The sequence below is a fragment of the Novosphingobium sp. BL-S-19 genome (assembly GCF_055521675.1).
The window spans coordinates 1,175,356-1,199,726 of record NZ_CM145498.1; the positions used below are offsets into that span (position 1 = coordinate 1,175,356).

A 24,371-nucleotide genomic window follows, 5' to 3' on the forward strand; every position below is an offset into this window, starting at 1 on the left:
GTGAAGATGATTGAACAGACTCCACAAGTGGGCCCGAAACTCGGCGGAATCCACCACGTCGCCTATCGCTGCCGCGACGCCAAGGAGACCGTGGAGTTCTATCGCGATGTCATGGGCATGGATTTCATGCTGGCCATTGCCGAGGACAAGGTGCCCTCCACCGGCGCGCCCGATCCCTACATGCACGTGTTCCTCGACTGCGGCGGCGGCAACGTGCTGGCTTTCTTCGAGCTGCCGAACTCACCCGACATGGGCCGTGACGAGGCAACGCCGGCATGGGTGCAGCACATCGCCTTCAAGGTGGAGAGCGAAGAGGGCCTGCTGGCCGCCAAGGAACGCGCCGAAGCGCGCGGGCTGCAAGTGATCGGCCCGATCCACCACGGCGTGTTCAAGTCGATCTACTTCTTCGATCCCAACGGCCACCGCCTCGAACTGGCGTGGCAGTTCGGCACATCCAGCCAGATGGCGCAGTTGAAGGCTGTGGCCGACGATATGCTGGAAGAATGGTCGCGCACCAAGCGGGCACCCCGCCACGCGGCCTGGCTGCACGAGAAGATCGCGGCGGAGTCCTGAGGCGATGCGCCTCCACGGCTACTGGCGCAGTTCCACCAGCTACCGCCTGCGCATCGCGCTGAACCTGAAGGGGCTGGAATACGAGCAGGTTTCCGTGAACCTGCTGGGCGCGGAGCAGCGATCGGACGAATATCGCCGCCTGAACCCCTTCGGCGGTGTTCCCCTGCTGGAGTTCGATGGGCGCACTTACGCCCAGTCAATGGCGATACTGGAATGGCTGGACGAGCGCTTTCCGGATCGCCCGCTGCTGCCGCGCGATACCGAGGATCGCTTCGTTTCGCGCGAACTGGCCACGGCGATCGCCACCGAGCTTCACGCCCCGCTCAATCTGCCGGTGCTGCAATACCTCAAGCACGATCTCGGCCATTCGCAGGATCGGGTGGACGCCTGGTATCGCCACTGGCTGGCCCGCACGTTCGCGGGGCTTGAAGCGCGGCTCGCCCAGCGCGGCGCGGGCGATTTCCTGTTCGATGCGCCGGGTCTGTTCGAATGCGTGCTGGTGCCGCAGTTCTACAATGCGCGGCGGTTCTCGCTCGATCTTTCGGCCTATCCCCGCCTCGTGCGTATCGACAATGCTTGCTCCGATGTGCCGGCCTTCATCGCTGCCCATCCAGACGACCAGCCCGATGCTCCGAAATAGCGGATTGAATTAGCGGCAGAAACTCTTGCCGTCCCCTTCCAGATGGAAGTGGTTGGCGTGGGCGGAATTGTAGTCCGGCCCCAGCGTAGTGCCGAAGCGCTTGCAGGCGCTGTCATGCACCACGCGCAGGAAGCGCCGCTCAGCCGGGGTGCCGCCGTTCCAGTCTTCAAGAACAGTCACGCGGCGGCCATCGGCCAGCACGAAGCCGGACACGTCGATGGCATTGGCGGTGGCATGGCCGGAACGCCGCGCGGTTCCGGCGACGTTGCGGCAGTTGTAGCTGCCGTAAGTCTCGATGCTGATGATCCGGCTGCCGAGAATCTGCTGCGCCGCACGGTCTACCCCGAAACGGGCCCATGCCGCGAAAGGCGTTGCCGTCGTGCAGGTAACCGGGCCGAGGTTGGTGACGGTGACCGTCGAGTTATCGGTATTCAGCGCGGAAAGCTTCACGGTGCCCACCGTCGAACAGCCGTTGCCGTAATAGCGATCCGTCACCGGAGAAAAGACCGCGTGCTGGCTGCCCAGCATCGCCATGCACTGCCGCGCCTCGGGCGAGGGCATCGGCGTTGCCGGCCGCGCCGACGTTTGCGACGGACGCGATCCGCGCCGCTCAGGTTTATCGGACGAGCCGACGCAGCCGGCGATCACTGCGATCAACGGCAGCGCAAGTATCAGTCTGGGAAGGGCTTTCATGGTCCCGCCTAGCATCCGATCCTTTGGTGAACCTCAGATTAGCCCGCCCTTGGGCGCCGCCGGAATCGGGTGAGTCGAGTTTTCCACCGACGATTGTTCCGGCCGGAAAGTCGCGGAACCGGCGGATTCTCGCGCGAAACCGCTACGCTATGGCGATCTGGCGCAACGATCTATCGCAAGCGCCGGGAGAATCGTTTGACAAATTTCCGGGCCTCTTTAGACGCGGCTCCGGGCCACGCGGTCCCAACGCCGCGCGTGCTCTCTGTAAGGAGAGTCAGAAATGACTGATATTATTAGCGTTCCCGCGCGCAAACCTGCGCGTCCGCACTTCTCTTCCGGTCCCTGCGCCAAGCCGCCCGGATATGCCCCCGAAAAACTGAATACCGAAGCCCTCGGCCGCTCGCACCGCGCCAAGATCGGCAAGACGCGCCTTGCGTACTGCATCGATCTGATGCGCGAAGTTCTGCAGCTGCCCGACACGCATCGCATCGGTATCGTCCCCGGTTCGGATACCGGCGCCTTCGAGATGGCCATGTGGACCATGCTTGGTGCCCGCGGCGTGACCGCGCTGGCCTGGGAAAGCTTCGGTGAGGGCTGGGTTACCGACGCCGTCAAGCAGCTGAAGCTGGAACCCACCGTGTTCCGCGCCGACTACGGCCAGCTGCCCGACCTCGACAAGATCGACTGGTCCGACGACGTGCTCTTCACCTGGAACGGCACCACCTCGGGCGTGCGCGTTCCGGATGCCAACTGGATCCCGGCAGACCGTGAAGGCCTGTCCTTCGCAGACGCCACTTCGGCGGTCTTCGCCTACGACATCGACTGGTCCAAGATCGACGTTGCCACCTTCTCCTGGCAGAAGGTTCTGGGCGGCGAGGGCGGCCACGGCGTGCTGATCCTCGGCCCCCGCGCGGTAGAGCGTCTGGAAAACTACACCCCCAGCTGGCCGCTTCCCAAGGTGTTCCGCCTTGTGTCGAAGGGCAAGCTGGCAGAGGGCGTGTTCAAGGGCGAAACCATCAACACCCCCTCGATGCTGGCCGTCGAGGATGCGATTTTCGCTCTGGAATGGGCCAAGGGTCTGGGCGGTCTCGAAGGGCTGAAGGCCCGTTCGAACGCCAATGCCCACGCGCTGGACAAGATCGTTGCCGAGCGTGACTGGCTTTCGCACCTCGCAATCGACAGCGGCACTCGCTCCAAGACCTCGGTCTGCCTCTCCGTCGAGGGTGCCGATGCCGACTTCATCAAGAAGTTCGCAGCCGTCCTCGAAAAGGAAGGCGCGGCTTACGACGTCGCCGGATATCGCGATGCCCCTCCGGGCCTGCGCATCTGGTGCGGCGCGACCGTCGATACGGCCGATATCGAGGCGCTGGGACCGTGGCTCGACTGGGCCTACGCCACCGTCAAGGCTGCTGCCTGATCTGAACCCTGAGTTTAACCGTCATCCCAGCGAAAGCTGGGATCGCTGGCAAGCTGATACTTACCTCGCGTAAACCGCCAGCGATCCTGACTTTCGTCAGGATGACGAATAGGAAGATTCGTCATGACCAAGCCCCGCGTCCTCATTTCGGACAAAATGGACCCCAACGCCGCCCGTATCTTCGAGATCCGCGGCTGCGACGTAGACGTCATCACCGGCGAAACCCCCGAGCAGCTGATCGCCCGCATCGGCGATTATGACGGCCTCGCGATCCGTTCGTCGACCAAGGTCACCAAGGAAATCCTCGCCGCCGCGAAGAACCTGAAGGTGATCGGCCGCGCCGGTATCGGCGTCGACAACGTCGATATCCCGGCCGCTTCGGCCCAGGGCGTCGTCGTGATGAACACGCCGTTCGGCAACTCGATCACCACCGCCGAACACGCCATCGCCATGATTTTCGCGCTGGCTCGCCAGATCCCCGAAGCCAATGCCCAGACCCAGCAGGGCCTGTGGCCGAAGAACGGTTTCATGGGCGTTGAAGTCACCGGCAAGACCCTCGGCCTGATCGGCGCCGGCAACATCGGCTCGATCGTCGCCAGCCGCGCGCTGGGCCTGAAGATGAAGGTCGTTGCGTTCGACCCGTTCCTGACCCCGGAACGCGCTGTGGAAATGGGCGTGGAGAAGGCCGATCTCGACACCCTGCTCGAGAAGGCGGACTTCATCACGCTGCACACGCCGCTGACCGACCAGACCCGCAACATCCTCTCGGCCGAGAACCTGGCCAAGACCAAGAAGGGCGTGCGCATCGTCAACTGCGCGCGTGGCGGGTTGATCGACGAAGCCGCGCTGAAGACCATGCTCGACAACGGCCATGTCGCCGGTGCCGCGCTCGACGTGTTCCAGACCGAGCCCGCCAAGGACTCGCCGCTGTTCGGCACGCCGAACTTCATCTGCACCCCGCACCTCGGCGCATCGACCACCGAAGCGCAGGTCAACGTGGCGCTGCAGGTTGCCGAGCAGCTGGCCGACTTCCTGGTCAACGGCGGCGTCACCAACGCGCTGAACATGCCCTCGCTCTCGGCCGAGGAAGCGCCGAAGCTGAAGCCTTACATGAAGCTCGCCGAAATGCTGGGCTCGATGGTCGGCCAGCTGACCCGCGATTCGGTTCCCCGCATCTCGATCCACGTCGAGGGCGCAGCCGCCGAACTGAACCAGAAGCCGATCACCGCTGCCGTGCTGGCCGGTTTCATGCGCGTCCAGTCGGACACCGTGAACATGGTCAACGCGCCGTTCCTCGCCAAGGAGCGCGGCCTTGAAGTGCGCGAAGTGAAGACCGAGCGTGAAGGCGACTACCACACGCTGGTACGCGTTTCGGTGAAGACCGAAGCGGGTGAGCGTTCGGTGGCCGGCACGCTGTTCAACAACGTCGAGCCGCGTCTGGTCGAACTGTTCGGCATCAAGGTCGAAGCGGAACTCGCCGGTGACATGATGTACATCGTCAACGAGGACGCACCGGGCTTCATCGGCCGCATCGGCACCCTGCTGGGTGAAAACGCGATCAACATCGGCACCTTCAACCTCGGTCGCCGCGATGCCGGCGGCGAGGCGGTGCTGCTGCTCTCGGTCGACAGCGCCGTGCCGGAGGACGTCCTTAAGGCGGCCACCGCGCTCCCGGGCGTGAAGACGGTCAAGGCGCTCAAGTTCGTCTGATCGGACGGATTTACAGCTCCCAACGGAAGGGGCCGGTATCTTCGGGTGCCGGCCCCTTTTCGTATTGGAGATGCGCCTTGCCGACCTGCTGACGGTCAGGCATTCCCGCCGGATGGCAGAATTCGAAAATCTCGATGGCGACGATGACTGGGATGAGCAATTCGCCGACGATCTCGTCGGCTGCACTCTTCTGGTAGGCCTGACTTACGTCGATCACGACGACCAATTGATCCAGCGGCGGCAGATCTTCGGAAAGGTTGAAGCCGTCGACAGGAACAATGGCATTGCTGTGCGTTGCCGATCCAGCAACGAGCCGGTCACGATTGCCCCTATTCTGGACGCCATCCAGCCAGGGGAGCCCGGCGTCTACCAGCTGTCCGATGCGGATGAACTTGTCGAAAATCCCGACTTTACGGTGCTTCTGACTGTCCGAAGCCCCGTCCGCAGTTGATGCTTTCGGTCAATTGCGGGAGTGGCGCCGGCACTGCTCACCGGGCTTACTGCTGGGGCGGCGATCCCATCGGCGGCATCCCGCCACGCGGGGGCATTCCACCCGGTCCGCCACGCGGCCCGCGCGGGCGCAGTTCCTGCATCGACAGGTAGCCGTCCTTGTCGGTATCCGCCGCCTCGAACTTCGCGCCCTCGTAGGCCAGCAGTTCCTCCAGCGAGACACCGGCGTCGTAGTTGGTGTTGGCCTTGGCGATCACCGTCCCCGTTATCGGCTCGATCAAGCTGGCGAGCATCCGGTCGTCGTCGTCCTTGCCGAAGCGCGGCGAGATGGCGTCCGCGATCTGGTCGTTGCCGTCACCGAAAGCGCTGCGCTCGTCCGAGGCGGCAGAGCCCATCTGCTTTTGCCAGGCGGTGAATTCCGCCATGGAGATCGTGCCGTCGCTATTGGCGTCGATCTTGGTGAAGCGTGCCTTGATCGCGGCATCGCGGCGCGCGTCGATATAGGCGTGGAATTCGTCGAGCGTCACGATGCCGTTGCGGTCGGTATCGGCTTCCTTGAACATCGCGGTGACGACTTTGTCGTAATGTTCGCGCGAGATCGGCTTGGGCATGCGTGGCGCGCCGCCACCACCGGGGCCGCCCGGGCCGCCGCCGTGATGTCCGCCACCGCCACCGGGGCCGCCTTCTTCGCCGCCTCCACCCATGCCGCCCATTCCACCCATGCCTCCCATGTCGCCGCCCATCTGGGCGTGGGCAACGGGCGCCTGCAACAGCAACAGCGGAAGGACAATCAGGGAAATCTTGCGCATCAGGCTCTACCGATGTTGGCAAGGGGCAGGGCGCAAGGCGGAGCCGGCTCGCAAAAGAGCCGCAGGCACGCCTGACGGTCCGGCCCCGGCAATGGATGGGGCTGTGAATTAGAATGTTCGTCCCGCCAGACGATGGCGGAGGGAATAACGCGATGGACCGCCAATGTTGACAGGAAATTTCACGTAAATTGTCGCAGCTATTCGTTTCGGTGCGACAATCGCAGCGCGCATTCGACATTCCGTGCCCTTCGGGCTAAGGGCGCCCACGCTATGCAGGATAACGACCGCGATCTCTTGCCCGAAGGACTGGGCGACCGTCTTCAGCAGCAGGCCTGGGCCTCGCAAACCGTGCGCCGTGCCGCGCATGACGTGCTGGCCAGCCACGGCTACGAGCGCGTTGAAACGCCGTTGATCGAATTCGAGAAGGCCCTCGCGCACCGCATGGCGGGCGTGCAGGTGCGCCGCATGTTCCGCTTCGTCGATCCCGTATCGATGCGGATGCTGGCGCTGCGTTCGGACATGACCGCGCAAGTCGCGCGCATTGCGGCCACCGGCCTAGCGGAGACGCCGCGCCCGCTGCGCCTCTCCTATTCCGGGCAGGTTTGCACCATCAAGGGCGATGGCCTCGATCCGCGCCGTGAACGGCTTCAGCTTGGCGCGGAACTGATCGGCACCGATTCGGTCGCTGCCGCGGCCGAGATCGTCGAACTCGCCATCGAGACGCTGACCGCCGCCGGGGCCACCGGCATCTCGGTCGATTTCACCATGCCCGATCTGGTCGATACCCTTTCGGCTGAAGCGCTGCCGCTGCCTGCCGCCAGCATCGAGGCGGTGCGCCAGATGCTCGACGCCAAGGATGCGGGCGGTCTGGTCGACGTGGGCGGCGAAGCCTACCTGCCGCTGCTTTACGCCGTGGGCCCGTTCGAGACCGCGATCGAGCGCCTCGCAGCGTTCGACGCCGGCGGCGCGCTGGCCAGCCGCATTGCCGGCCTGCGCGAGATTGCCGCGCGCGTTGGCGGCAAGGCCCGCCTCACGCTCGATCCTTCGGAGCGTCATGGCTTCGAGTACCAGTCGTGGTTCGGTTTCACGATCTATGCCGAGGGTATTGCCGGCGGTCTTGGCCGTGGCGGCACGTATCGCATTCTCGGCCAGACCGGCCATCATCCGGAATCGGCGACCGGCTTCTCCCTCTATCCCGATCCGTTGATGGACCTGCTGGCCGCTAAGGCCGAGGCGCCGCAGCGCCTGTTCCTGCCGCTGGACCACGATGTCGCGCTCGCTGCGCGCCAGCGTGCGGTAGGCTGGGTGACGGTGGCGGCGCTTTCGGAAAGCGACGATCCGGTGGCACTCGGCTGCTCGCACGTACTGCAGGGCGGCGAGGCCGTGGCGGTCTGAGGGGCTATTTCCCGAAGACCTGTGATAGCCATTGGTCGACGGCGGCGGTCGCCGGATAGGCGGGATCGCCCAGGCTGCGATTGATCTCCATGTGCCCGCGAAGCCCTTCGCCGGGGAAGCCCTTGCGCTCGACCGGCGTGCCCGCCTTGCGCAGCGCCGCTTCCAGCGCTGCGGCCTGACGCACACCGTCCGGGCGCTGGACATGGAGCAGCAGGAAAGCCGGCGCGTTCGGCGCTGCGGCCTGTGCGGTGGGAGACAGCGCGCGCTGCCTGGCCGGATCGGTGCCAAAGGCCTGCGCGTAAGTGCCCTGCATGATGCGCGGCCCGTCCGCCATCTGCGCGGGCACGTCATAGGCGGCCCCGTCGATCGGGATGACGCCGCGCAAGTCCTTGTAGGATAGTCCCGCTTTTTGCAGATATCGGGGATCGGTGCCGACCAGCGCGACCAGTTGCGCGCCGGCGCTATGCCCCATCAGCACGACCTTGCCGCGCGAGATTCCCAGAGCGTCGGCGCGCTTGAGCAAGGCGGCCAGCGCGTCGGCGATGTCCTGCACCTGCTGCTCCACTGTGGCGTCCGGCACGAGGCGGTAGTTGACGCTGGCGAAGGCGTAACCCTGTCCGGTGAAGTGCGCCGCTTTGTACGGGCCGGTGGCATTGTCCTTGTCCCCGCGTTTCCATCCGCCGCCGTGGACGAAGACGACCAGCGGAGCCGGTCCCTTGCGGGCCGCCGGCCAGAAATCGAGATTCTGCAGGGAATCGCCGCCATAGCTGACGGACCTAGGCTGTTGCTGTGCGGGGGCGGTGCTTGCCGTCGCCAGCAACAGCGCACCAATCAGCCAAAGGGCAGGCATCCGTGGTTTCATCATGGTTGCGCACTTCCATTATCTTGCATGCAGACGCTCCATCGCGGCTCGGCGGAGTCGGCGATCCAGTGTAATGATTGGTCATGAACGAATGGCATCCGTGGGAGACGGCTGGACGACGGGGCCTTGACTAGCGCCCCGCCTTCCTCTTAGGGCGCCCACGAAAAGCCGGGGCGCCATTGCCCCTCCAAAAATCCATATCGCCGAGTCCTGTCGAAGGGCGTTATTGGATCCACCGTGGCAGGGTGGAGGAGTATATCCATGGCCAACGTAACCGTGATCGGCGCCCAGTGGGGCGATGAGGGCAAGGGCAAGATCGTCGACTGGCTGGCAAGCCGGGCTGACGCCGTCGTCCGTTTCCAGGGCGGCCACAATGCCGGCCACACGCTCGTCGTCGGCGAGCAGGTCTACAAGCTTTCCCTGCTGCCCTCGGGCATCGTCACCGGCACGCTGTCGATCATCGGCAACGGCGTGGTGCTCGATCCCTGGCACCTGAAGTCCGAAGTCGAGAAGCTTCGCGGCCAGGGCGTGGAGATCAATCCCGAGAACTTCGCGATCGCGGACAATTGCCCGCTGATCCTGCCGCTTCACCGCGACCTTGACGGTCTGCGCGAAACGGCTGCCGGTTCGGGCAAGATCGGCACCACCGGCCGCGGGATCGGCCCGGCTTACGAAGACAAGGTCGGCCGCCGCGCCATCCGCGTCTGCGATCTGGCCCACCTCGACGCGCTGGATTCGCAGCTGGACCGTCTCTGCGCTCACCACGACGCGCTGCGCGCCGGCTTCGGCCAGCCGCCGGTCGACCGTGAGGCGCTGATCAACGAACTGCGCGAGATCGCGCCCTTCGTGCTCCAGTTCGCCCAGCCGGTGTGGAAGCGCCTGAACAAGGTGCGCAAGGCCGGTGCCCGTATCCTGTTCGAAGGCGCGCAGGGCGTGCTGCTCGATGTCGATCACGGCACTTATCCTTTCGTCACCAGCTCGAACACGGTTTCGGGCACGGCGGCTTCGGGTTCGGGCCTCGGCCCCTCGGCTACCGGCTTCGTGCTGGGCATAGTCAAGGCCTACACCACCCGCGTCGGTTCGGGCCCGTTCCCGACCGAGCTGGAGGACGAGACCGGCCAGCGTCTGGGCGAGCGGGGTCATGAATTCGGCACCGTCACCGGCCGCAAGCGCCGCTGCGGCTGGTTCGACGCCGTGCTGACCCGCCAGTCCTGCGCGATCTCCGGCGTGACCGGCATTGCGCTGACCAAGCTGGACGTTCTCGACGGGTTCGAGAAGGTGAAGATCTGCACCGGTTACCGCCTCAACGGCAAGGTGCTGGACTATTTCCCCAGCCACGCCGCCGATCAGGCCAATGTCGAGCCGATCTACGAGGAAATGGACGGCTGGCAGGGCACCACCGCCGGCGCCCGTTCCTGGGCAGATCTGCCCGCGCAGGCGATCAAGTACATCCAGCGCGTGCAGGAACTGATCGAAACCCCGGTGGCGCTGGTTTCGACCAGCCCCGAGCGCGAGGACACAATCCTCGTTCGCGATCCTTTCCTGGACTGATCGAATGCGGCGCGGGATCATTCTCGCGCCGCTTTTGCTTTTGCTTGGCATCGGCGGTGCCCAAGCCGAGCCGCTTCCTGTACTTCCACAAATCGATCTGATCCGCGTCCACAAGGCGGACCGGCGCATGGAGCTTTGGTCCGGCGGGCAGCGGTTTCGCGTGATCGAACATATCCAGTTGGGCGATCAGCCCGCCGGCCCCAAGCGCTTCGAAGGTGACGAGCGCACGCCGGAAGGGCGTTACGTTATCGACTGGGGCAACCCCGCCAGCGCCTATCACCTCTCGCTCCACATCTCCTACCCGAACGAGGCCGACAGCGCCTATGCCGCGCAGCGCGGGCGCTCGCCCGGCGGCATGATCATGATCCACGGTCAACCCAACGGCATTTCCGGCCGCGCGGCGGGCGACTGGACCGATGGCTGCATTGCCGTGTCCAATGCCGAAATCGAGATGTTGTGGGAATCGGTTGGCGACGGCACATCCATTGAAATTCTTCCCTGACGATTGCGGGAAACCATGAAATCGCAAAACCTTATTGCGATGGCGCAAGCCGGGTGTTTTCAGATTTTTAAGGATGGGGTAGGGGAATTTGCGGGGACGACGTTTCCCCTGGGAGTCGGGTCCAGGAGGCGATCGGGACTGCGATGCTGCATGATGCGAAACTGAACGACGAGCCCGGACGGCTGGCGGCGCTGCGGCGTCTTGAGGTGCTGGATACCGCGCCCGAAGAACCGTTCGAGAATGTCGTCTCGCTCGTCCGCACGGTGCTGGGCGTGCCGATGGCCGCGGTGACGCTGATCGACGAGGATCGCCAGTGGTTCAAGGCGCGTAGCGGCCTTGGCGTAAGCGAAACGCCGCGCAACGTCTCGTTCTGCACCCATGCTATCCGCCAGTCGGAACCGTTCCTGATCGACGATGCACGGCTCGATGCGCGCTTTGCCGAAAATCCCTTCGTCACCGGCGATCCCAATGTGCGCAGCTATGCCGGCATCCCGCTGCTGACGCCCGATGGTTACAACGTCGGCGTGCTCTGCGCGATCGACGACAAGGTGCGCACGTTCTCATCGTCCGAAGTGGATATTCTCTCCAACTTCGCGCGGATCGTCATGAATGAGCTGCAACTGCGCCACATTGCCGAGCGGGACCAGCTGACCGGCGCGCTGACGCGGCGCGGTTTCATCGAGAAGGCGGAGCAGGAAATCGCCCGCTTCCGCCGCTATCATCGGCCCTGCTGCCTCGCGCTGGTCGATATCGATCACTTCAAGGCGGTGAACGATACTTATGGTCATCCGGCCGGTGATGCGGTGCTGCGCGAGATGGTGGCGAGTGTCGTCGGCGCGTCGCGGCCGGTCGATCTGCTGGGCCGCCTTGGCGGTGAGGAGTTTGCCGTTCTCCTGCCGGAAACCGAAGCTGCCGAGGCTCTGCTGGCGGTCGAGCGGTTCCGCGAAACGCTGGCTGGTCTGGCGATTCCTCTGCCGGACGGCCGGGTGATCCACATTACCGCCAGCTTCGGCATTGCGCCGCTTTCGGATGAGATCGCCACGGTGGAAGAGTGGATCGCTGCCGCCGATGGCCCGCTCTATGCGGCCAAGCGCGGTGGGCGGAACCGCTGCGAGATGCTGCACTGACAAGAAGAGGGCAGGCCGAAGCCCGCCCTCTCTTCACATCAATCGAACCGGAACGCGGAAATCGCGGTCTTGAGCACGAGGTCCGACCAGACCTTCTCGCCCGCCGCTTCCGATGTGCCTGCGGCGACCATCAGCGGCAGCAGGTGTTCCTCACGCGGGTGAGAGAAGCGGCCGCCCGGAGCTTCGGCCCAATGGGAGAGCGCTTCGGCGCGGGTATCGGCATCGGCGGTTGCGGCAGCGGTCAGCCATTCGTCGAAGGCTTGCGACGGCACGGTGGACTGCGGGTTGCCGTAACCGCGCATGTTGTGGAAGCTCATGCCCGAACCGACGATCAGCACGCCTTCGTCGCGCAGCGGGGCCAGTGCCTTGCCGGCGGCGATATGCATGGCGGGATCGAGCGAGCGGTCCAGCGACATCTCCACCACGGGCACGTCTGCCTCCGGCCATGCCACCTTCAGCGGGATGAACACGCCGTGGTCATAGCCGCGCTGCGTATCGATACCGGCGGTGAAGCCGGCGCCTTGCAGCAGTTCGGTCGCGCGGGCAGCCAGTTCCGGTGCGCCGGGGGCATCGAAGCGCAGTTCGTAGGTGTGCTGCGGGAAGCCGTAATAGTCGAACAGCAGCGCCGGGTTCTGCGCGCCCGTGAAGGCGAAGCCTTCGGTTTCCCAGTGGCCGGATACGACCAGGATCGCCTTGGGCGGTTCGGGCAGGCGGGCGGGCAGCGATTGCAGGAACCCGGCCATCGTCGTCCAGTTGCCCTGCGGATCGGGCATGAAGAAGCAGGGGCCGCCGCCGTGGGGGATGAAGAAACTGGGTTGGCGGGTCATGGGATCAAATCCTTTTGCGGGCGTTGTTTCAAGCCTTGCGGAAGGTCGGCGAGAGCGCGAAGGCGCCGTCACCGATCAGGGCCTGAACGAAGAGAGCGATCGACCAGAATGCGGGATATTCCCAGCCGCCGCCCTTGGAATCGAAGAAGAAGCCGTTGGCTCCGTGAACCGTGAGGATCGTGCCGAGCAGCAGCGGGATCAAGGCCAGCGCCACGATGCGCGCCTTGAAACCGGTGATGAGGGCCAGACCACCAAGGAATTCGGCCGCCATTGTCACGTAGGCAAGGGCAGGCGGAAGGCCGAGACTGCCGAAGAAGGCAGCAGTTCCGGCGGGTGTGAAGACGAAGAGCTTCAGGCCGAAATGCGCCAGAAACAGCGCGCCGAGCGTTACGCGCAGAACCAGAGCGCCGTAGGGTGCCGTGTTCGGGGAAGTGGTTGTCATGGGGGGCTTTCCTTTCGCCCACCGATCTAGACCTTCGCCCTTACGGTGATAATATGGCCTTTCATTGAATGACTTTGAACCGAGAGTGTTGAATGGACCGCCTGAAAGGGATCGAGGTTTTCGTGCGGGCCATCCGGCTGGGCGGGCTTTCCGCCGCCGCGCGCGAACTTTCCATGTCGCCCGCCATGGCTGCAAAGCACCTAAACGCCCTTGAACAGCGCCTTGGCGCGACATTGGCGAACAGAACCACGCGGCGGCTCGCCCTGACCGAGGCAGGCGCGGCCTATCTCGACAAGGCCGAGCGGGTACTCGCCGAACTGGAGGATGCGGACGCCGAGGCCATGGCGCAATCCGCCTCCGTCGAGGGGCTCTTGCGCGTTTCCGGACCGGCCGCGTTCGGCAATGCCTATCTGGTCGATCTCGTGACGGACTTCCACGCGCTCTACCCGCAAGTGACCATCGAACTGGGCCTCAACGACCGCGTCGTCGATCTGCTGGAGGAGCGGTGGGATGTTGCCGTGCGGATCGGCAGGTTGGCGGACAGCAACCTTGTCGCGCGCAAGCTGGCGCCCGTGCGCATGTGCATTTGCGCTTCGCCGGCCTATCTGGCGCGGCGGGGCACGCCGGTTTCGGTGGACGATCTGGCCGCGCACGATTGCCTTGGCTACACGCTGAGCGGGGAGACCGGCACCACACGCTGGGGTTTCGGCGCCGATGGCAGCCGTCCGGTGGCGGTGCGCGGATCGCTTCATGCCAACAACGGGCAAGTCTTGGCGAAAGCGGCGGTGGCGGGGATGGGGCTGGTCTACGGCCCGCGTTTCTTCGTCGATTGCGCGATTGCCGATGGGCGGCTGATCGAACTGGATCTGGGCGCGGAGCTGATCGATCTGGGTGCGGTCCATGCCGTTACCCATCGCACCCGGCGACCGGCCGCGAAAACGCGCGCGTGGATCGATTTTCTAGTGGAGCGCCTGCCGCCGATGGCGCGCAATTGGTGAGCCGGAGCCTCACGCACCGGTAATCACACCCGTAACTTCAGCCCGCTTCAGAAATCGACGGCGATCCCGTTGCGTACCCAGTCACCGTAACGGGTGGGGGAGATTCCGTCGGGATCTTCCTCATCCACGTTGGCTGCCTCTTGCGGGGAGGGCTGGGGCGCGGGGTCGTTCGTCCAGTGGGCGGGCTTCTTGAAGCCTTCGGGACGTTTTGTGGCGCGTTCGGTCATTCGGCCCATGTGGTGTGGGTGGCGCAAAAACGCAATCCGTTATAGGGGCCATCGATGGACATTCCCGGCCTTCCCGCGCGCCGTGCCGCGCTCAACCTTATCGATGCCGTGCTGCGGCGTGGCGAAACGCTCGATCAGGCGGCGGGCTCTGCGCTTGCCCGCGTCAGCGGCGATGCTGACCGGGCACTGGCCCGCGCCATCGCGGGCGAGGTCCTGCGCTGGCGCACCGATCTGGACGAACTGATCGATTCCGCCACCCGACTGCCGCTGGCCGACGATGCCAAGGCGCGCGCGGTGCTGGAAATCATGCTGGTGCAAGTGCTGCGGCTGGAAACGCCCGCCCACGCGGTGATCGCCACCGGCCTGCCGCTGCTGATGGGCGGCCCGCGCCGTCTTGCCCACGGCGTGTTCTCCACCTTGACCAAGCGCGAGATCGCGCTCCCGGAAGCACCGACACTGCCCGAGGCGGTGATGGAGCGCTGGGGCGAGCATGGCGTGGCCGTGGCCGCCGGTCTGGCCGAGCCGCCGCCGCTGGACCTTGCCCTGCGCGATCCGGCCGAGACGCAGGAATGGGCCGAACGATTGGGCGGCAAGTCGCTGATGCCCGGCCACGTCCGCCTGTCGCGCGGCACCGCGGTCGAGCATCTCGAAGGCTTCCGCGACGGTGCCTGGTGGGTGCAGGATCTTGCCGCCAGCTTGCCTGCGCGCCTGCTGGGGGCCGGTGAAGGCCGCAAGGCGCTGGACCTCTGCGCCGCGCCCGGCGGCAAGACGCTGCAACTGGCCGCTGCCGGTTGGGACGTGACTGCGCTGGACTTGTCCAAGCGCCGCCTCGAACGCCTGCGCGATAATCTGAAGCGCACCGACCTCACTGCCGAAGTGGTGCAGGCCGATGCGCTGAAGTGGGAGCCTGAGGAAAAGTTCGACGCGATCCTGATCGACGCGCCGTGCACCGCCACCGGCACCGCGCGCCGTCATCCGGACGTGTTGCACCGCATCGGCCCGCGCCAGATTGCGGACATGACCGAAATCCAGACCGCCATGCTGGAACGCGCGGCGGGCTGGCTGAAGCCCGGCGGCACGCTGGTTTACGCGGTCTGTTCGATGGAACCTGAAGAGGGTGAGGCGCAGGCCGCGAAAGTTGCGCTGACGCCGGTGCCGATCGGCGCGGACGAATTGCCGGCCGGGCTTGCCCCCACGGCGGAGGGCTGGCTGCGCACCGATCCGGCCATGCTGGCGGATGACGGCGGGCTCGACGGCTTTTTCGTGGCGCGCTGGCAGCGGGACTAGAGCAGTTGATCCGATTGCATCGGATCAACTGCTCTAGGATTTTTGTTTTACGCGTTTTCCGAGTCATCAGGTGATTCCACCTGATTAGAAAACGCTCTAAACACGCCCGAAGCGCATAGGCGCGCGGCGGCGAGAGATCGCCGCCGCCGCTTCCCCCCTATTCAATGCGCGCGTTGATTTACGCATCGATCCGTAAATTGGGTCCAGAATGGGGATTGCGCCGACTCGCCGGAGTCTGTCATCAATGCAGCCGGTGTGGGCTTGGGGTGGCTTGCTCCGCGCTGCAGAATTGCCACGCGGTGAAACGTGAACGCTCCAGAGGAGTAATCGCGATGGTGCAGTGGTTACACGCCAATTTCCGTTGTCTGTTCAATCGCCATGAACCCGTCCACGACCATGTGACGTGGGACGGCGCCCATTTCGTCGGCAACTGCCATCGTTGCGGCAGCGGCGTGCGGCGGGAAGGCCAAGGCGCCTGGCGGCGGGACTGGCTACAACTCTAGAGCCGATCGACTCTAGCGCGGTCAGCCCACCTTGCGCAGGCGTGCCAGACGGCTGCCAAGCTGGCGGCGGAACACCAGCGCGCCCAGACCCAGTGCGAAAAGCGACAGCATGCCGGGTTCCGGCACCGAAGTGCTGCCGCCGGAGGTCGAGGGCGTGCCCGGATCGCTGGGAGGGGTATAGCCGCCGGTATAGGTGCCGACGTGCATCTCGCCATTCTGGACAAGGCTGCCGAACACCGCCGAACCCTGGATGTAGTTCGACGTGGTGGCCGCCGCGCCGGGGGCCAGAACCGATCCGCCCCAAGCAGTGGTCAGCGAGAGGTCGTCCGCCTCGTAGAAGTTCCAGATGACGTGCTCGCCAAGGTTCTGGGTGCCGCCCAGGAAGTTGTCGTTCAGCTTGATCGAGGTGCCGGAGACATTGACGATCGCGGTATCCGCGCCGTTGAGGTTGAACTTGATCTCCCCGATCTTGTCGAGGTCGGCGGCGGAGATGTTGAACACGGCCACGCCGCTGGAGTCGGGCTGGGCGGTGAAGGTGCCGGTGTTGCCGCTGATCGACAGCTGGCTGTTGGCGGCCTGCGTGCTCATCGAATGGCTGAGGCTCTCCATCGAGGTGGAGATCAGGCTCTTCTGCTGCGTCAGGTCCTGCACGAACTGCGGATTGCTGGCGGCAAGGCCCGAGGTGACGGTGTTGTTGTTGACGTTGGTGTTGCTGATCGTGCCGCCCACCTGCACCGTCTGCGCCGCGCCGTTGAGGTTGAGGCCGCTGTTGACGTTGCCGCCGACCACGGCGCCCGAACCGTTGTTCAGGTTCTTGTAGCCGCCATTGACGTCGCCCACCACGGTCAGCCCCGGCGTGCCGGTGCTGGAGGCGGGCAGGGCGGTGATCTGGTAGTTGGAGGCATTGCCGTCCAGATTGCCGCCGACGAAGGTGCGGCCTTCCACTTCGGAGGACGAGGTAAGGTCACCCAGCACCACCAGGTTCCAGGTCTTCAGCACGTCGATCCCGGCAATGTCGGACGAGGCGATCGCTGGCGTGGCCGCGAATGCGACCGCGGCGATAGCGACGGAGAGGGAAAGTTTGCCAGTGAGTGCGCGGAAGGAAGACATCTGGGGGATTCGCCAATGGTAAGTTCGTTTAGCGAACTACCTACCGTTTCCTAATACTTTGGAAACCGTGTGTTTGGCCGTGTCTCGCGATGAGACAGGGCGGATGGGGATAGCTAACGCGGGGTTAATTGCGGGGATGGGTGGGGGTGCGCAAGCGGTGGGGAACATAGTTCTAGGAGCGCAAGCACCAAACTCCGTCGCCCCCGCGAAGGCGGGGGCCCCGCTTTCTTCGCGCCCCGCTCGCCAAGGAGAAGAAGCGGGATCCCCGCCTTCGCGGGGATGACGGGGTTTTAGGTTGTTAGTCGGGGGGTGAAGGTGCGGTGACGGGGGCGTTTTGAGGCCTCGTGGGCGATCTCACGCACATTCAATTCTGCATCGTCATTGCGAGGAGGCGAAGCCGACGAAGCAATCCAGAGCGGCTCAAGACGGCCCTGGATTGCTTCGCTACGCTCGCAATGACGAAGTGAGGGGCCGATGGGACACCGTGCGGCGCTCCCCACCAGCCCCCACACCCTCAGCCCTTGACCTTGTTCTGGAAGCTCTTGCGCAGCTTCATCAGCTTGGGCGGGATCACCGCCAGGCAGTAGGGGTTACGCTGGCCTTCGCCGTCCCAGTATTCCTGATGGTAGTCCTCGGCCGGGTACCATGCATCGTTCTGCTTGCCGTCGGCGAAGCCTTCGATGGTGGTGACGACCTTGCCGCCGTTGTCCTCGTTCGAACGGGCGAGGGCTGCCTTGGCCTCGGCGGCCTGCGCATCGTCCAGCGGGAAGATGGCGGAGCGGTACTGCGTGCCCACGTCGTTGCCCTGGCGGTTCAGCTGCGTCGGGTCATGCGTGCCCATGAACACGTCCAGCAGGTCGCCGTAAGACAGCACCGAGGGATCGTAATTCACGCGGATCGCTTCGGCGTGGCCGGTGGTGCCTTCGCAGACCTGCTTGTAGGTGGGATTGGCGACAGTGCCGCCGATATAGCCGCTTTCGACCGAGTCCACGCCGATGACATCGCGGAACACCGCTTCGGTGCACCAGAAGCATCCGCCTGCAACGATTGCCGTTTCCATTGTAACCTTGATCCTCATGAGGGGGAGTTTGGTCGCTAGATAGGTACACTTTGATGGCTTGTCATTGGGCGAAGGCGAACTACCTTCGCGGCAACGATACGCCTGACATTCAGCCTCACATTCCGGAGACTCGCCATGCGCCGCGCCTTGATCGCCCTTTCGACGTTCCTTGGCGTGCTTGCCGCGCCGATTTCCGCCCCCGTTGCCGCCAGCGCTGCGGACGAAAAGACGCAGGCGCAGGCCTGCAAGGGGTGTGAGGCGCTGCTGGAACTGGCTGCCGCCAATCCACTGCGCGAGGCGGACCGCGCGCGTGACAAGTATCGCCATCCGGTGGAAACGCTCAGCTTCTTCCGCGTGGGCCCGACGATGAAGGTGGGCGAATATGCGCCCGGCGGTGAGTGGTATTCGCGCCTGCTGGGGCTTTACCTTGGCAAGCAGGGCCATCTGGTGGGGCTCTACTACAATCCCGACAGCCCGGCCTTCAAGCCGGAGACGCAGGCGAAGATCCGCAAGGACGCGGACGAATACGCGGCGGACGTGGCGAAGTTCACCGGCCTGCCGGCGGATCGCTTCGCAGCCTATACCACCGGATCGATCCCGGCGGGTGAGAAGGGCACGTTCGACGTCATCATCGTACCGCGCATGCTGCACAACCTGCTGCGCTGGAACATCGCCACCAGCGAATTCGCCGCGATGCGCGATCTGCTGAAGCCCGGCGGGCTGATCGGCATCGAACAGCACCGTGCCAAGGCAGATGCGCCCGATGCCTATGCGGATGGATCGAAGGGCTATCTGAAGCAGGCGGACGTGATCAAGTTCATGGAGGCGCAGGGCTTCGATCTGGTCGGCCAGTCGGAAACCAGCGCCAATCCGAAGGACTCGGCCAACTGGCCCGACGGCGTCTGGACGCTGCCGCCCACGCTGGCGCTGAAGGATCAGGACCGCGCCAAGTACGTCTCCATCGGCGAGAGCGACCGGATGACGCTTCTGTTCCGCAAGCGAGGCTGATAGGGGCCCGCAAATGACCCAGATCACCGTTGCCGCGCTCCAGCTCGCGCTCAATTCCGCCGACGAGGGCGAGAACATCGCCGCCGTCTCCTCGCTGGTAGAGGAAGCCGCCGCCAAGGGCGCGCAGATCGTTCTGCCGCCCGAACTGTTCTCCGGCCCCTACTTCTGCAAGACCGAGGAAGAGGAACTCTTCGCGATCGCCCGCCCGACGGCCGAGCATCCCTCTGTCATTGCGATGAAGGCGCTGGCGGCGAAGCTGAAGGTGGTGATCCCCACCAGCTTCTTCGAACGCGACGGCCACCACTACTACAACACGCTGGCGATGATCGGCACCGATGGCGAGATCATCGGGACCTATCGCAAGAGCCACATCCCCGACGGCCCCGGCTACGAAGAGAAGTACTACTTCCGCCCCGGCAACGACGGGTTCAAGGTGTGGGACGTGCTCGGCACCAAGGTCGGCGTGGGCGTGTGCTGGGATCAGTGGTACCCGGAATGCGCGCGCGTGATGGCGCTGATGGGCGCGGAACTGCTGTTCTATCCCACCGCCATCGGCTCGGAGCCCTACGACGCCACGCTGGACACCAGCCGCATGTGGCGCCGCGCGATGGTGGGCCACTCGGTATCGAACTGCATGCCGGTGATCGCCGCCAACCGCATCGGCGTCGAATCGGAATGCGGGACGGAGCAGACCTTCTACGGCCACTCGTTCATCACCGACGAATGGGGGGATTACGTCGCGGAGTTCGGCAAGGACGAAACCGGCGTGCTGGTCTCCACGCTCGACCTTGCCCGTGCGGCCAAGCACCGCGCCGGCATGGGCTTCTTCCGTGATCGCCGGCCGCAGCTCTACACGCGCATCGCGCAAGACATCTGAACAAAACACGGGGGAGCCGGGCACTTTGGCGAAGCACAAGTATCTTGTCGCGCTCGGCTCCAACATGCGCCATCCGCGTCACGGCGGGCCGCGCAAGGTGCTCGCCGCCGCGCTGGATGCGCTGGACAAGGGCAAGTACGAGGTGCTGGCCGCCTCACCGGTGATCGAGAGCGCGCCGCTTGGTCCGTCGCGCCGGCGCTATGCCAACGCCGTGGCGCTGGTGCGCAGCAAGCGAGAGCCGGACGAGATGCTGCGCAAGCTGCACAAGATCGAACACAAGTTCGGCCGCCGCCGCATGGGCGCCGCCTGGGGCTCACGCGTGCTGGACCTCGATATCGTGCTGTGGAACGGCGGTCCGTGGGCAGCGGGAGAGGGCGATGAAAGCCTGGTTATCCCCCATCCTGCATTCCGCTCGCGCGACTTCGTACTCGGCCCTGCGCGCCGGATTGTGGGCACCTGGCGCGATCCATTGACAGGTCTGACGATAAACCACCTTCATGCCCGCTTGACCAAGGCCCGACCTGCCCCTAGGTGACCCCTTCCGCTGCCGTTCACGACAGCGCCCGGCAACGGGGGCCCTTAGCTCAGTCGGTAGAGCAACTGACTTTTAATCAGTAGGTCGCTGGTTCGAACCCAGCAGGGCTCACCACTTTCCAAGATCCAGAACAAATTACGCGCCTCGGACCGACATAGTTAATGGGCTCCACTTGCCGTGGAGGGGCGTGATAGTAGGCTGGATCCGAGCGCGATTCACGCATCGGGATGACAGCGGGAACTCGGGACGTGGCCACCAGCCCTCAGACGAATGTACAGACTTGGACGCGGATAACGCGTCGCAAACTGAGGACGCTCGCCCACGAGATTGGTGCCGAATCTGTCGAGCTCCTCTCGAAGTGGCCAGCGAGCGGCGAAGGGCGAGCGGTGAAGGCGGCGACTGAAAACATCACGCGCAGGCTGGATGGCCCGCAGCCGGTCCGCGCATTGAAGATCGTGTTTGGCGAATTGGACTACGCGATCGGGCAGTTCGTCGCGATTGGCAACAACCCGTTCTTTCAAACACATTTAGGAAGCAGGCGGCTTGGCGGGAAGCGGGGAGGGCGCGACTTTCTCGCTAACGAACTCGTGTCCGTCCTCGATGAATACGCTAGCTTCCGCGATTTTCAAGAAGCTGCAATTGCAGCTGAAACCACCCAGGCTATCCGTAAAGCGCTGCCGGAGCAGAAGATTGCACCTGTCAAGTTTACCATAGAGGATGGCGTGTTGCGGATCCAGCGGGAGCCAGCGGATGCGCTCGTTGACGACAGAAGGGTTGCCGACCAATCTAGGATAGCGGTCTTGGAAATAGGGGAAGAAATCCTCGAACATTTTCACGAGTCCAACATGGATCAGCGGGTCGCCAGCTTGGTGACTGAGCTTCAAGAGGCAGTTGGCAGCGAGGAAGGAATAATCCGCTGTGGCCTGAAGCGCATGGTGCTCGAAACGACGCTTCACGAGTTCAAAGAAGAGTCGCCGGCTGTTCTCTTTGCTAAGCTCCAAACATACTCATCGGCAGTAGGTCTGTACGTTTCGATGTACCCAGATTGGCAAAAGTTCACCGAGCATGCTGCCATAGCGGACATCAATCCAGTCGACGTCAGGCAAGTCTACCACGCAGGCAGGGCGCTTATAACGGCTTTGGAGAAGGCGGGCCCGAACGTTGATCCCGAAGTTCCTAAGACGCTCAATTGGTTATTTGAGGCCATTAGAGATCCAAAGTTGGCATCCAAGCGGGCGCTCTACGGCGCTTGGACGGCACTTGAAAACCTCACTAGCAAAGTCTTTGGCGCAGGTATCGAGCTGTTTGGATCTATGAACAAAGGCGTGCAGACAGCGGTAAAGGTGGGTTCGGGTGTTGTGGCGCTTCAACTGCTTGCGGCGGTGGCATCTTCTACATCGCTAATACCTCCGTCAGCAGCTCAGGCGATGCACGCAGGTTGGGTTCCTGAAATATCCAAAAAGTTCGCGGAACTCATCGCGCCCAAATAGCTGGGCTGCGTCCACTGATAACAAATCCAGCTTGATTGAATTGCGGCGAGATTCGAGCCGCGGGTAAACTGCCCGTTTTGGCGGTCCGCAACGCCGGATTTAGCTGCCTTCTACCGGAAAAACGTGATCGGGATGCGGAGGCTGGTCAGCATGTCGGTCGCGTCGTCCGTCACGCCCATTTCTACCGTCCAGTTGATCGTCGTGCGCTGGTTCACGCGGTAGCTGATGCCGAACAGGAAGCGGCCGATCTGGAGGTCGCGAGTGGAGGTGACGATGGGGTCGCCGTACGTCTCGATTCCATTCTGGGTCTCGATCGGGCGGATCCGGCTCTTGGTGCCGAACAGCCAGTTGTGCGCATAGGCAAAGCTGATCGATGCCCGTTCGTTGAGGGCAAGGCCGACGCCCAGCGTCATGTTGGGGCCGGAGCCCGGCTTTACGTGATCGATCTGCGCGTCGCTGATCCGGGTGTTCACGTCCTTGCCGAAGTTCTGGGTATAGCCCAGGACGCCGAAGATCGTGGCCGGGTCGGACGGCATGATGACCGTAACGCTGGGCTGCACGCCCCAGAAGCCGAAGCCGGTTGCCGCCTTGGTGGCGTTGCCCAGCACATCGCGGGGAACCCCATAGGGATCGGTGCCGGTGGGCATCACGACCTGGACATTGGCCGTCAGGAACGGCCAGCCGCCCGTGCCGTTGTTGATCTGGTATCGTCCCAGCAACTGGATGTCGCCAAGCCCCGTCGAATGGGCTGAGGTGTTTACCGTGCCGGTGCCCGATTGCGGCGGGTTCTGAACCAGCGGCACCAGGACTGCGGTGTCGTCCCGATAGATCCACGGCACCTGGACGCCCAGCTCGATCCGGTTGGTCAGGCCATAGCGCACCGTGGCTGCCGCCGTCAGCACGTCCTGCCGGCTCTCGTTGATATCGAACACGCCCACGAGTACGGATTGCGGGATTTCGATGCCGCGGAACACGAAGCGATTGCGGTCATCGCGGGCGTACTGGAACGTCGGCTCCAGCGTCAGGCGGCCGGCTCTGGTCAGGACGCTGCCTTGCGCGGCCAGCACGGCGACTTCCTGCGGCCGGGGGCGCTCGGTCGGCTTCTCGCCCACGCTGGTCAGGCTATCGGGCGATTGCGCGCCGGGCTGGGCAGGGGGCGCGCTCGATTGCGGCACAGCGGCCAGCGATGCCGTGGCAGGGCTGGGCGACGAGGCGGAAGAGGAGGAGAGCGGAGATCGGCCGTATTGCGGGCCGGGAATGCCGGTTCCGCGCATGGCTTCCAGCAACGAGTCCTGAAGCTGGCGAAGCTGCAGTTCCTGTGTGTCCAGAACGTGGCGCTGTTCCTCGATGGCGCGGCGCTGGGCGTCTATCTGGGCCTGCAGCTTTGCGAGATCGGGCGCCGTGCGCTTGGCGGCATCGGCCGTGGCGCCTTCCGGATCAGCCTGCGCCCAGGCCGGCCGGGGCAGTATTGCGAACAGCACTACTGTGCTTGCCAGGAAGCCTCTCATCCATCCTCCCCACAATCGCATGTCTCTAACGGATGCCGCGACCCGCTGTATCAAGAGCAATCGAATTTGCGCGAAGCACCGCATTGCCGGCGAGCAGTCCCGAATTCTGCACATCGACATTAACGGTTACTACGGTGTCAATGGTTCTGTCGTTCGCTGTATTTGCAACAATACTTCCGGTGAGGCTACCTATCATTTGACGCAATTCAAGTGAATTTCCATTCAGGACTACTTGCGATCCGCTGCCGTCCTGCACCAGTTGCACCGATCCCGATGGGGTCGAGACCGCCGGGCCGTTCGGCGTGAGCGTGACCTGCTGCTGCCCGGCCCCTGCCTGGATCGCCGTCGTTGTGCCTCCGACGTGGACGACGACGCCGCCGGCGGTGGAGCCCGACGAACCGGCAATGCCGCTGCCATCGCCGACGAACACGACCGGGTTGCCGGTGTCGGTATTGAGCACGCTGCGCAGCGCCAGCGTGCCGTTCACAAGGGTCTGGATGTCCACGCCGACGACCACGTCCATGCCGTTGGGCAGTTCGAAACCGCCGCGCAGCGCGTCGAGCTGCTGGTCGGACAGCGTGGCCGATGTGCCGAACAGCGGGCTTACTTCATAAGCCGCGGATGTCAGGCCCGCGCCATCGCGAACGGGAGGTGAGGCGGACAGAGGCATGGAATTCCCCTCGGTCGCCGCCAGGCAGGGGCTGGCAGCGCCGGCCAGCAGCAGACCGCCTGCGATCCACCAACTGCCTGCGCGCCATGATACCATCACG

Annotated in this window: 25 protein-coding genes and 1 tRNA gene; 16 read left to right on the plus strand and 10 right to left on the minus strand. The window is 64.3% G+C overall.

Translation table 11 applies throughout. From position 1 onward, the window contains the following. Positions 1-6: 6 nt before the first annotated feature. Entirely contained in the window at positions 7-573 is a 567-nt protein-coding gene (locus ACZ1JV_RS13880) for a VOC family protein (protein ID WP_465151999.1), read from the plus strand. Positions 574-577: 4 nt separating this feature from the next. Next, the gene (gene maiA, locus ACZ1JV_RS13885) at positions 578-1,213 is read left to right on the plus strand and encodes a maleylacetoacetate isomerase (RefSeq protein ID WP_465152000.1); all 636 of its coding nucleotides are present in this window, start codon (positions 578-580) and stop codon (positions 1,211-1,213) included. A gap of 9 nt (positions 1,214-1,222) precedes the next feature. Here the strand turns inward: maiA and ACZ1JV_RS13890 are convergent, their stop codons facing one another. Continuing rightward, entirely contained in the window at positions 1,223-1,906 is a 684-nt protein-coding gene (locus ACZ1JV_RS13890; RefSeq protein WP_465152001.1) for an extensin-like domain-containing protein, read from the minus strand. A gap of 280 nt (positions 1,907-2,186) precedes the next feature. Between ACZ1JV_RS13890 and ACZ1JV_RS13895 the strand changes: the two genes are divergently transcribed. From ACZ1JV_RS13895 to ACZ1JV_RS13905, 3 genes are all read left to right on the plus strand, one after another. Further along, positions 2,187-3,323, plus strand: coding sequence for a phosphoserine transaminase (locus tag ACZ1JV_RS13895; protein ID WP_465152002.1), 1,137 nt, complete (start codon positions 2,187-2,189; stop codon positions 3,321-3,323). A 123-nt stretch (positions 3,324-3,446) separates the two neighbouring features. After that, entirely contained in the window at positions 3,447-5,033 is a 1,587-nt protein-coding gene (gene serA, locus ACZ1JV_RS13900) for a phosphoglycerate dehydrogenase (protein WP_465137702.1), read from the plus strand. 70 nt (positions 5,034-5,103) lie between these two features. Next, a complete protein-coding gene (locus ACZ1JV_RS13905; protein ID WP_465152003.1) occupies positions 5,104-5,484 on the plus strand; it encodes a hypothetical protein in 381 nt (126 codons plus the stop codon). A 46-nt stretch (positions 5,485-5,530) separates the two neighbouring features. On the opposite strand, the gene ACZ1JV_RS13910 is transcribed toward ACZ1JV_RS13905, so the two are convergent. Next, positions 5,531-6,292 carry an EF-hand domain-containing protein gene (locus tag ACZ1JV_RS13910; RefSeq protein ID WP_465152004.1) on the minus strand — a complete coding sequence of 254 codons (762 nt, stop codon included), beginning with the start codon at positions 6,290-6,292 and terminating at the stop codon, positions 5,531-5,533. Between the two features lie 270 nt (positions 6,293-6,562). Here ACZ1JV_RS13910 and ACZ1JV_RS13915 point away from each other — a divergent pair, with 270 nt between their 5' ends. Then, positions 6,563-7,687 carry an ATP phosphoribosyltransferase regulatory subunit gene (locus ACZ1JV_RS13915; protein WP_465152005.1) on the plus strand — a complete coding sequence of 375 codons (1,125 nt, stop codon included), beginning with the start codon at positions 6,563-6,565 and terminating at the stop codon, positions 7,685-7,687. A 4-nt stretch (positions 7,688-7,691) separates the two neighbouring features. Here the strand turns inward: ACZ1JV_RS13915 and ACZ1JV_RS13920 are convergent, their stop codons facing one another. Continuing rightward, positions 7,692-8,537, minus strand: a complete 846-nt coding sequence (locus tag ACZ1JV_RS13920; protein ID WP_465152006.1) for an alpha/beta hydrolase — start codon at positions 8,535-8,537, stop codon at positions 7,692-7,694. Between the two features lie 273 nt (positions 8,538-8,810). Between ACZ1JV_RS13920 and ACZ1JV_RS13925 the strand changes: the two genes are divergently transcribed. The 3 genes from ACZ1JV_RS13925 (at position 8,811) to ACZ1JV_RS13935 (ending at position 11,729) form a co-directional block, all read left to right on the plus strand. Continuing rightward, the gene (locus tag ACZ1JV_RS13925) at positions 8,811-10,100 is read left to right on the plus strand and encodes an adenylosuccinate synthase (protein ID WP_465152007.1); all 1,290 of its coding nucleotides are present in this window, start codon (positions 8,811-8,813) and stop codon (positions 10,098-10,100) included. Between the two features lie 4 nt (positions 10,101-10,104). Then, positions 10,105-10,602, plus strand: coding sequence for a L,D-transpeptidase family protein (locus ACZ1JV_RS13930; protein WP_465152008.1), 498 nt, complete (start codon positions 10,105-10,107; stop codon positions 10,600-10,602). 146 nt (positions 10,603-10,748) lie between these two features. Further along, a complete protein-coding gene (locus tag ACZ1JV_RS13935) occupies positions 10,749-11,729 on the plus strand; it encodes a GGDEF domain-containing protein (RefSeq protein ID WP_465152572.1) in 981 nt (326 codons plus the stop codon). Positions 11,730-11,767: 38 nt separating this feature from the next. Here the strand turns inward: ACZ1JV_RS13935 and ACZ1JV_RS13940 are convergent, their stop codons facing one another. Both ACZ1JV_RS13940 and ACZ1JV_RS13945 read right to left on the minus strand, forming a co-directional pair. Continuing rightward, positions 11,768-12,556 (minus strand): DODA-type extradiol aromatic ring-opening family dioxygenase, encoded by a 789-nt coding sequence (locus tag ACZ1JV_RS13940; protein WP_465152009.1) that lies wholly within the window; start codon positions 12,554-12,556, stop codon positions 11,768-11,770. 28 nt (positions 12,557-12,584) lie between these two features. Then, the gene (locus ACZ1JV_RS13945; RefSeq protein ID WP_465152010.1) at positions 12,585-12,998 is read right to left on the minus strand and encodes a DoxX family protein; all 414 of its coding nucleotides are present in this window, start codon (positions 12,996-12,998) and stop codon (positions 12,585-12,587) included. A gap of 92 nt (positions 12,999-13,090) precedes the next feature. On the opposite strand from ACZ1JV_RS13945, the gene ACZ1JV_RS13950 reads away from it, so the two are divergent. Beyond that, a complete protein-coding gene (locus ACZ1JV_RS13950; protein WP_465152011.1) occupies positions 13,091-13,996 on the plus strand; it encodes a LysR family transcriptional regulator in 906 nt (301 codons plus the stop codon). A gap of 47 nt (positions 13,997-14,043) precedes the next feature. On the opposite strand, the gene ACZ1JV_RS13955 is transcribed toward ACZ1JV_RS13950, so the two are convergent. Beyond that, entirely contained in the window at positions 14,044-14,223 is a 180-nt protein-coding gene (locus tag ACZ1JV_RS13955; RefSeq protein WP_465138502.1) for a DUF1674 domain-containing protein, read from the minus strand. Positions 14,224-14,277: 54 nt separating this feature from the next. Here ACZ1JV_RS13955 and ACZ1JV_RS13960 point away from each other — a divergent pair, with 54 nt between their 5' ends. After that, the gene (locus ACZ1JV_RS13960) at positions 14,278-15,510 is read left to right on the plus strand and encodes an RsmB/NOP family class I SAM-dependent RNA methyltransferase (protein ID WP_465152012.1); all 1,233 of its coding nucleotides are present in this window, start codon (positions 14,278-14,280) and stop codon (positions 15,508-15,510) included. A 524-nt stretch (positions 15,511-16,034) separates the two neighbouring features. On the opposite strand, the gene ACZ1JV_RS13965 is transcribed toward ACZ1JV_RS13960, so the two are convergent. Together ACZ1JV_RS13965 and msrA are read right to left on the minus strand one after the other, a co-directional pair. After that, positions 16,035-17,123 (minus strand): choice-of-anchor A family protein, encoded by a 1,089-nt coding sequence (locus ACZ1JV_RS13965; protein WP_465152013.1) that lies wholly within the window; start codon positions 17,121-17,123, stop codon positions 16,035-16,037. 514 nt (positions 17,124-17,637) lie between these two features. Next, positions 17,638-18,183 (minus strand): peptide-methionine (S)-S-oxide reductase MsrA, encoded by a 546-nt coding sequence (gene msrA, locus ACZ1JV_RS13970; protein WP_465152014.1) that lies wholly within the window; start codon positions 18,181-18,183, stop codon positions 17,638-17,640. A 135-nt stretch (positions 18,184-18,318) separates the two neighbouring features. On the opposite strand from msrA, the gene ACZ1JV_RS13975 reads away from it, so the two are divergent. From ACZ1JV_RS13975 to ACZ1JV_RS13995, 5 genes are all read left to right on the plus strand, one after another. Continuing rightward, entirely contained in the window at positions 18,319-19,191 is an 873-nt protein-coding gene (locus tag ACZ1JV_RS13975) for a class I SAM-dependent methyltransferase (protein ID WP_465152015.1), read from the plus strand. 13 nt (positions 19,192-19,204) lie between these two features. Beyond that, positions 19,205-20,068 carry an N-carbamoylputrescine amidase gene (gene aguB / locus ACZ1JV_RS13980; RefSeq protein ID WP_465152016.1) on the plus strand — a complete coding sequence of 288 codons (864 nt, stop codon included), beginning with the start codon at positions 19,205-19,207 and terminating at the stop codon, positions 20,066-20,068. A gap of 25 nt (positions 20,069-20,093) precedes the next feature. Continuing rightward, entirely contained in the window at positions 20,094-20,603 is a 510-nt protein-coding gene (gene folK / locus ACZ1JV_RS13985) for a 2-amino-4-hydroxy-6-hydroxymethyldihydropteridine diphosphokinase (RefSeq protein WP_465152017.1), read from the plus strand. Positions 20,604-20,641: 38 nt separating this feature from the next. Further along, a tRNA-Lys gene (locus tag ACZ1JV_RS13990) sits at positions 20,642-20,717 on the plus strand. A gap of 134 nt (positions 20,718-20,851) precedes the next feature. Beyond that, positions 20,852-22,093, plus strand: a complete 1,242-nt coding sequence (locus ACZ1JV_RS13995) for a hypothetical protein (RefSeq protein ID WP_465152018.1) — start codon at positions 20,852-20,854, stop codon at positions 22,091-22,093. 110 nt (positions 22,094-22,203) lie between these two features. Here ACZ1JV_RS13995 and ACZ1JV_RS14000 read toward each other — a convergent pair whose 3' ends face one another. Then, complete coding sequence (locus tag ACZ1JV_RS14000) at positions 22,204-23,601, minus strand: transporter (RefSeq protein ID WP_465152019.1); 1,398 nt, start codon at positions 23,599-23,601, stop codon at positions 22,204-22,206. Between the two features lie 25 nt (positions 23,602-23,626). After that, a complete protein-coding gene (locus ACZ1JV_RS14005; RefSeq protein WP_465152020.1) occupies positions 23,627-24,367 on the minus strand; it encodes a hypothetical protein in 741 nt (246 codons plus the stop codon). Positions 24,368-24,371: the final 4 nt, after the last annotated feature.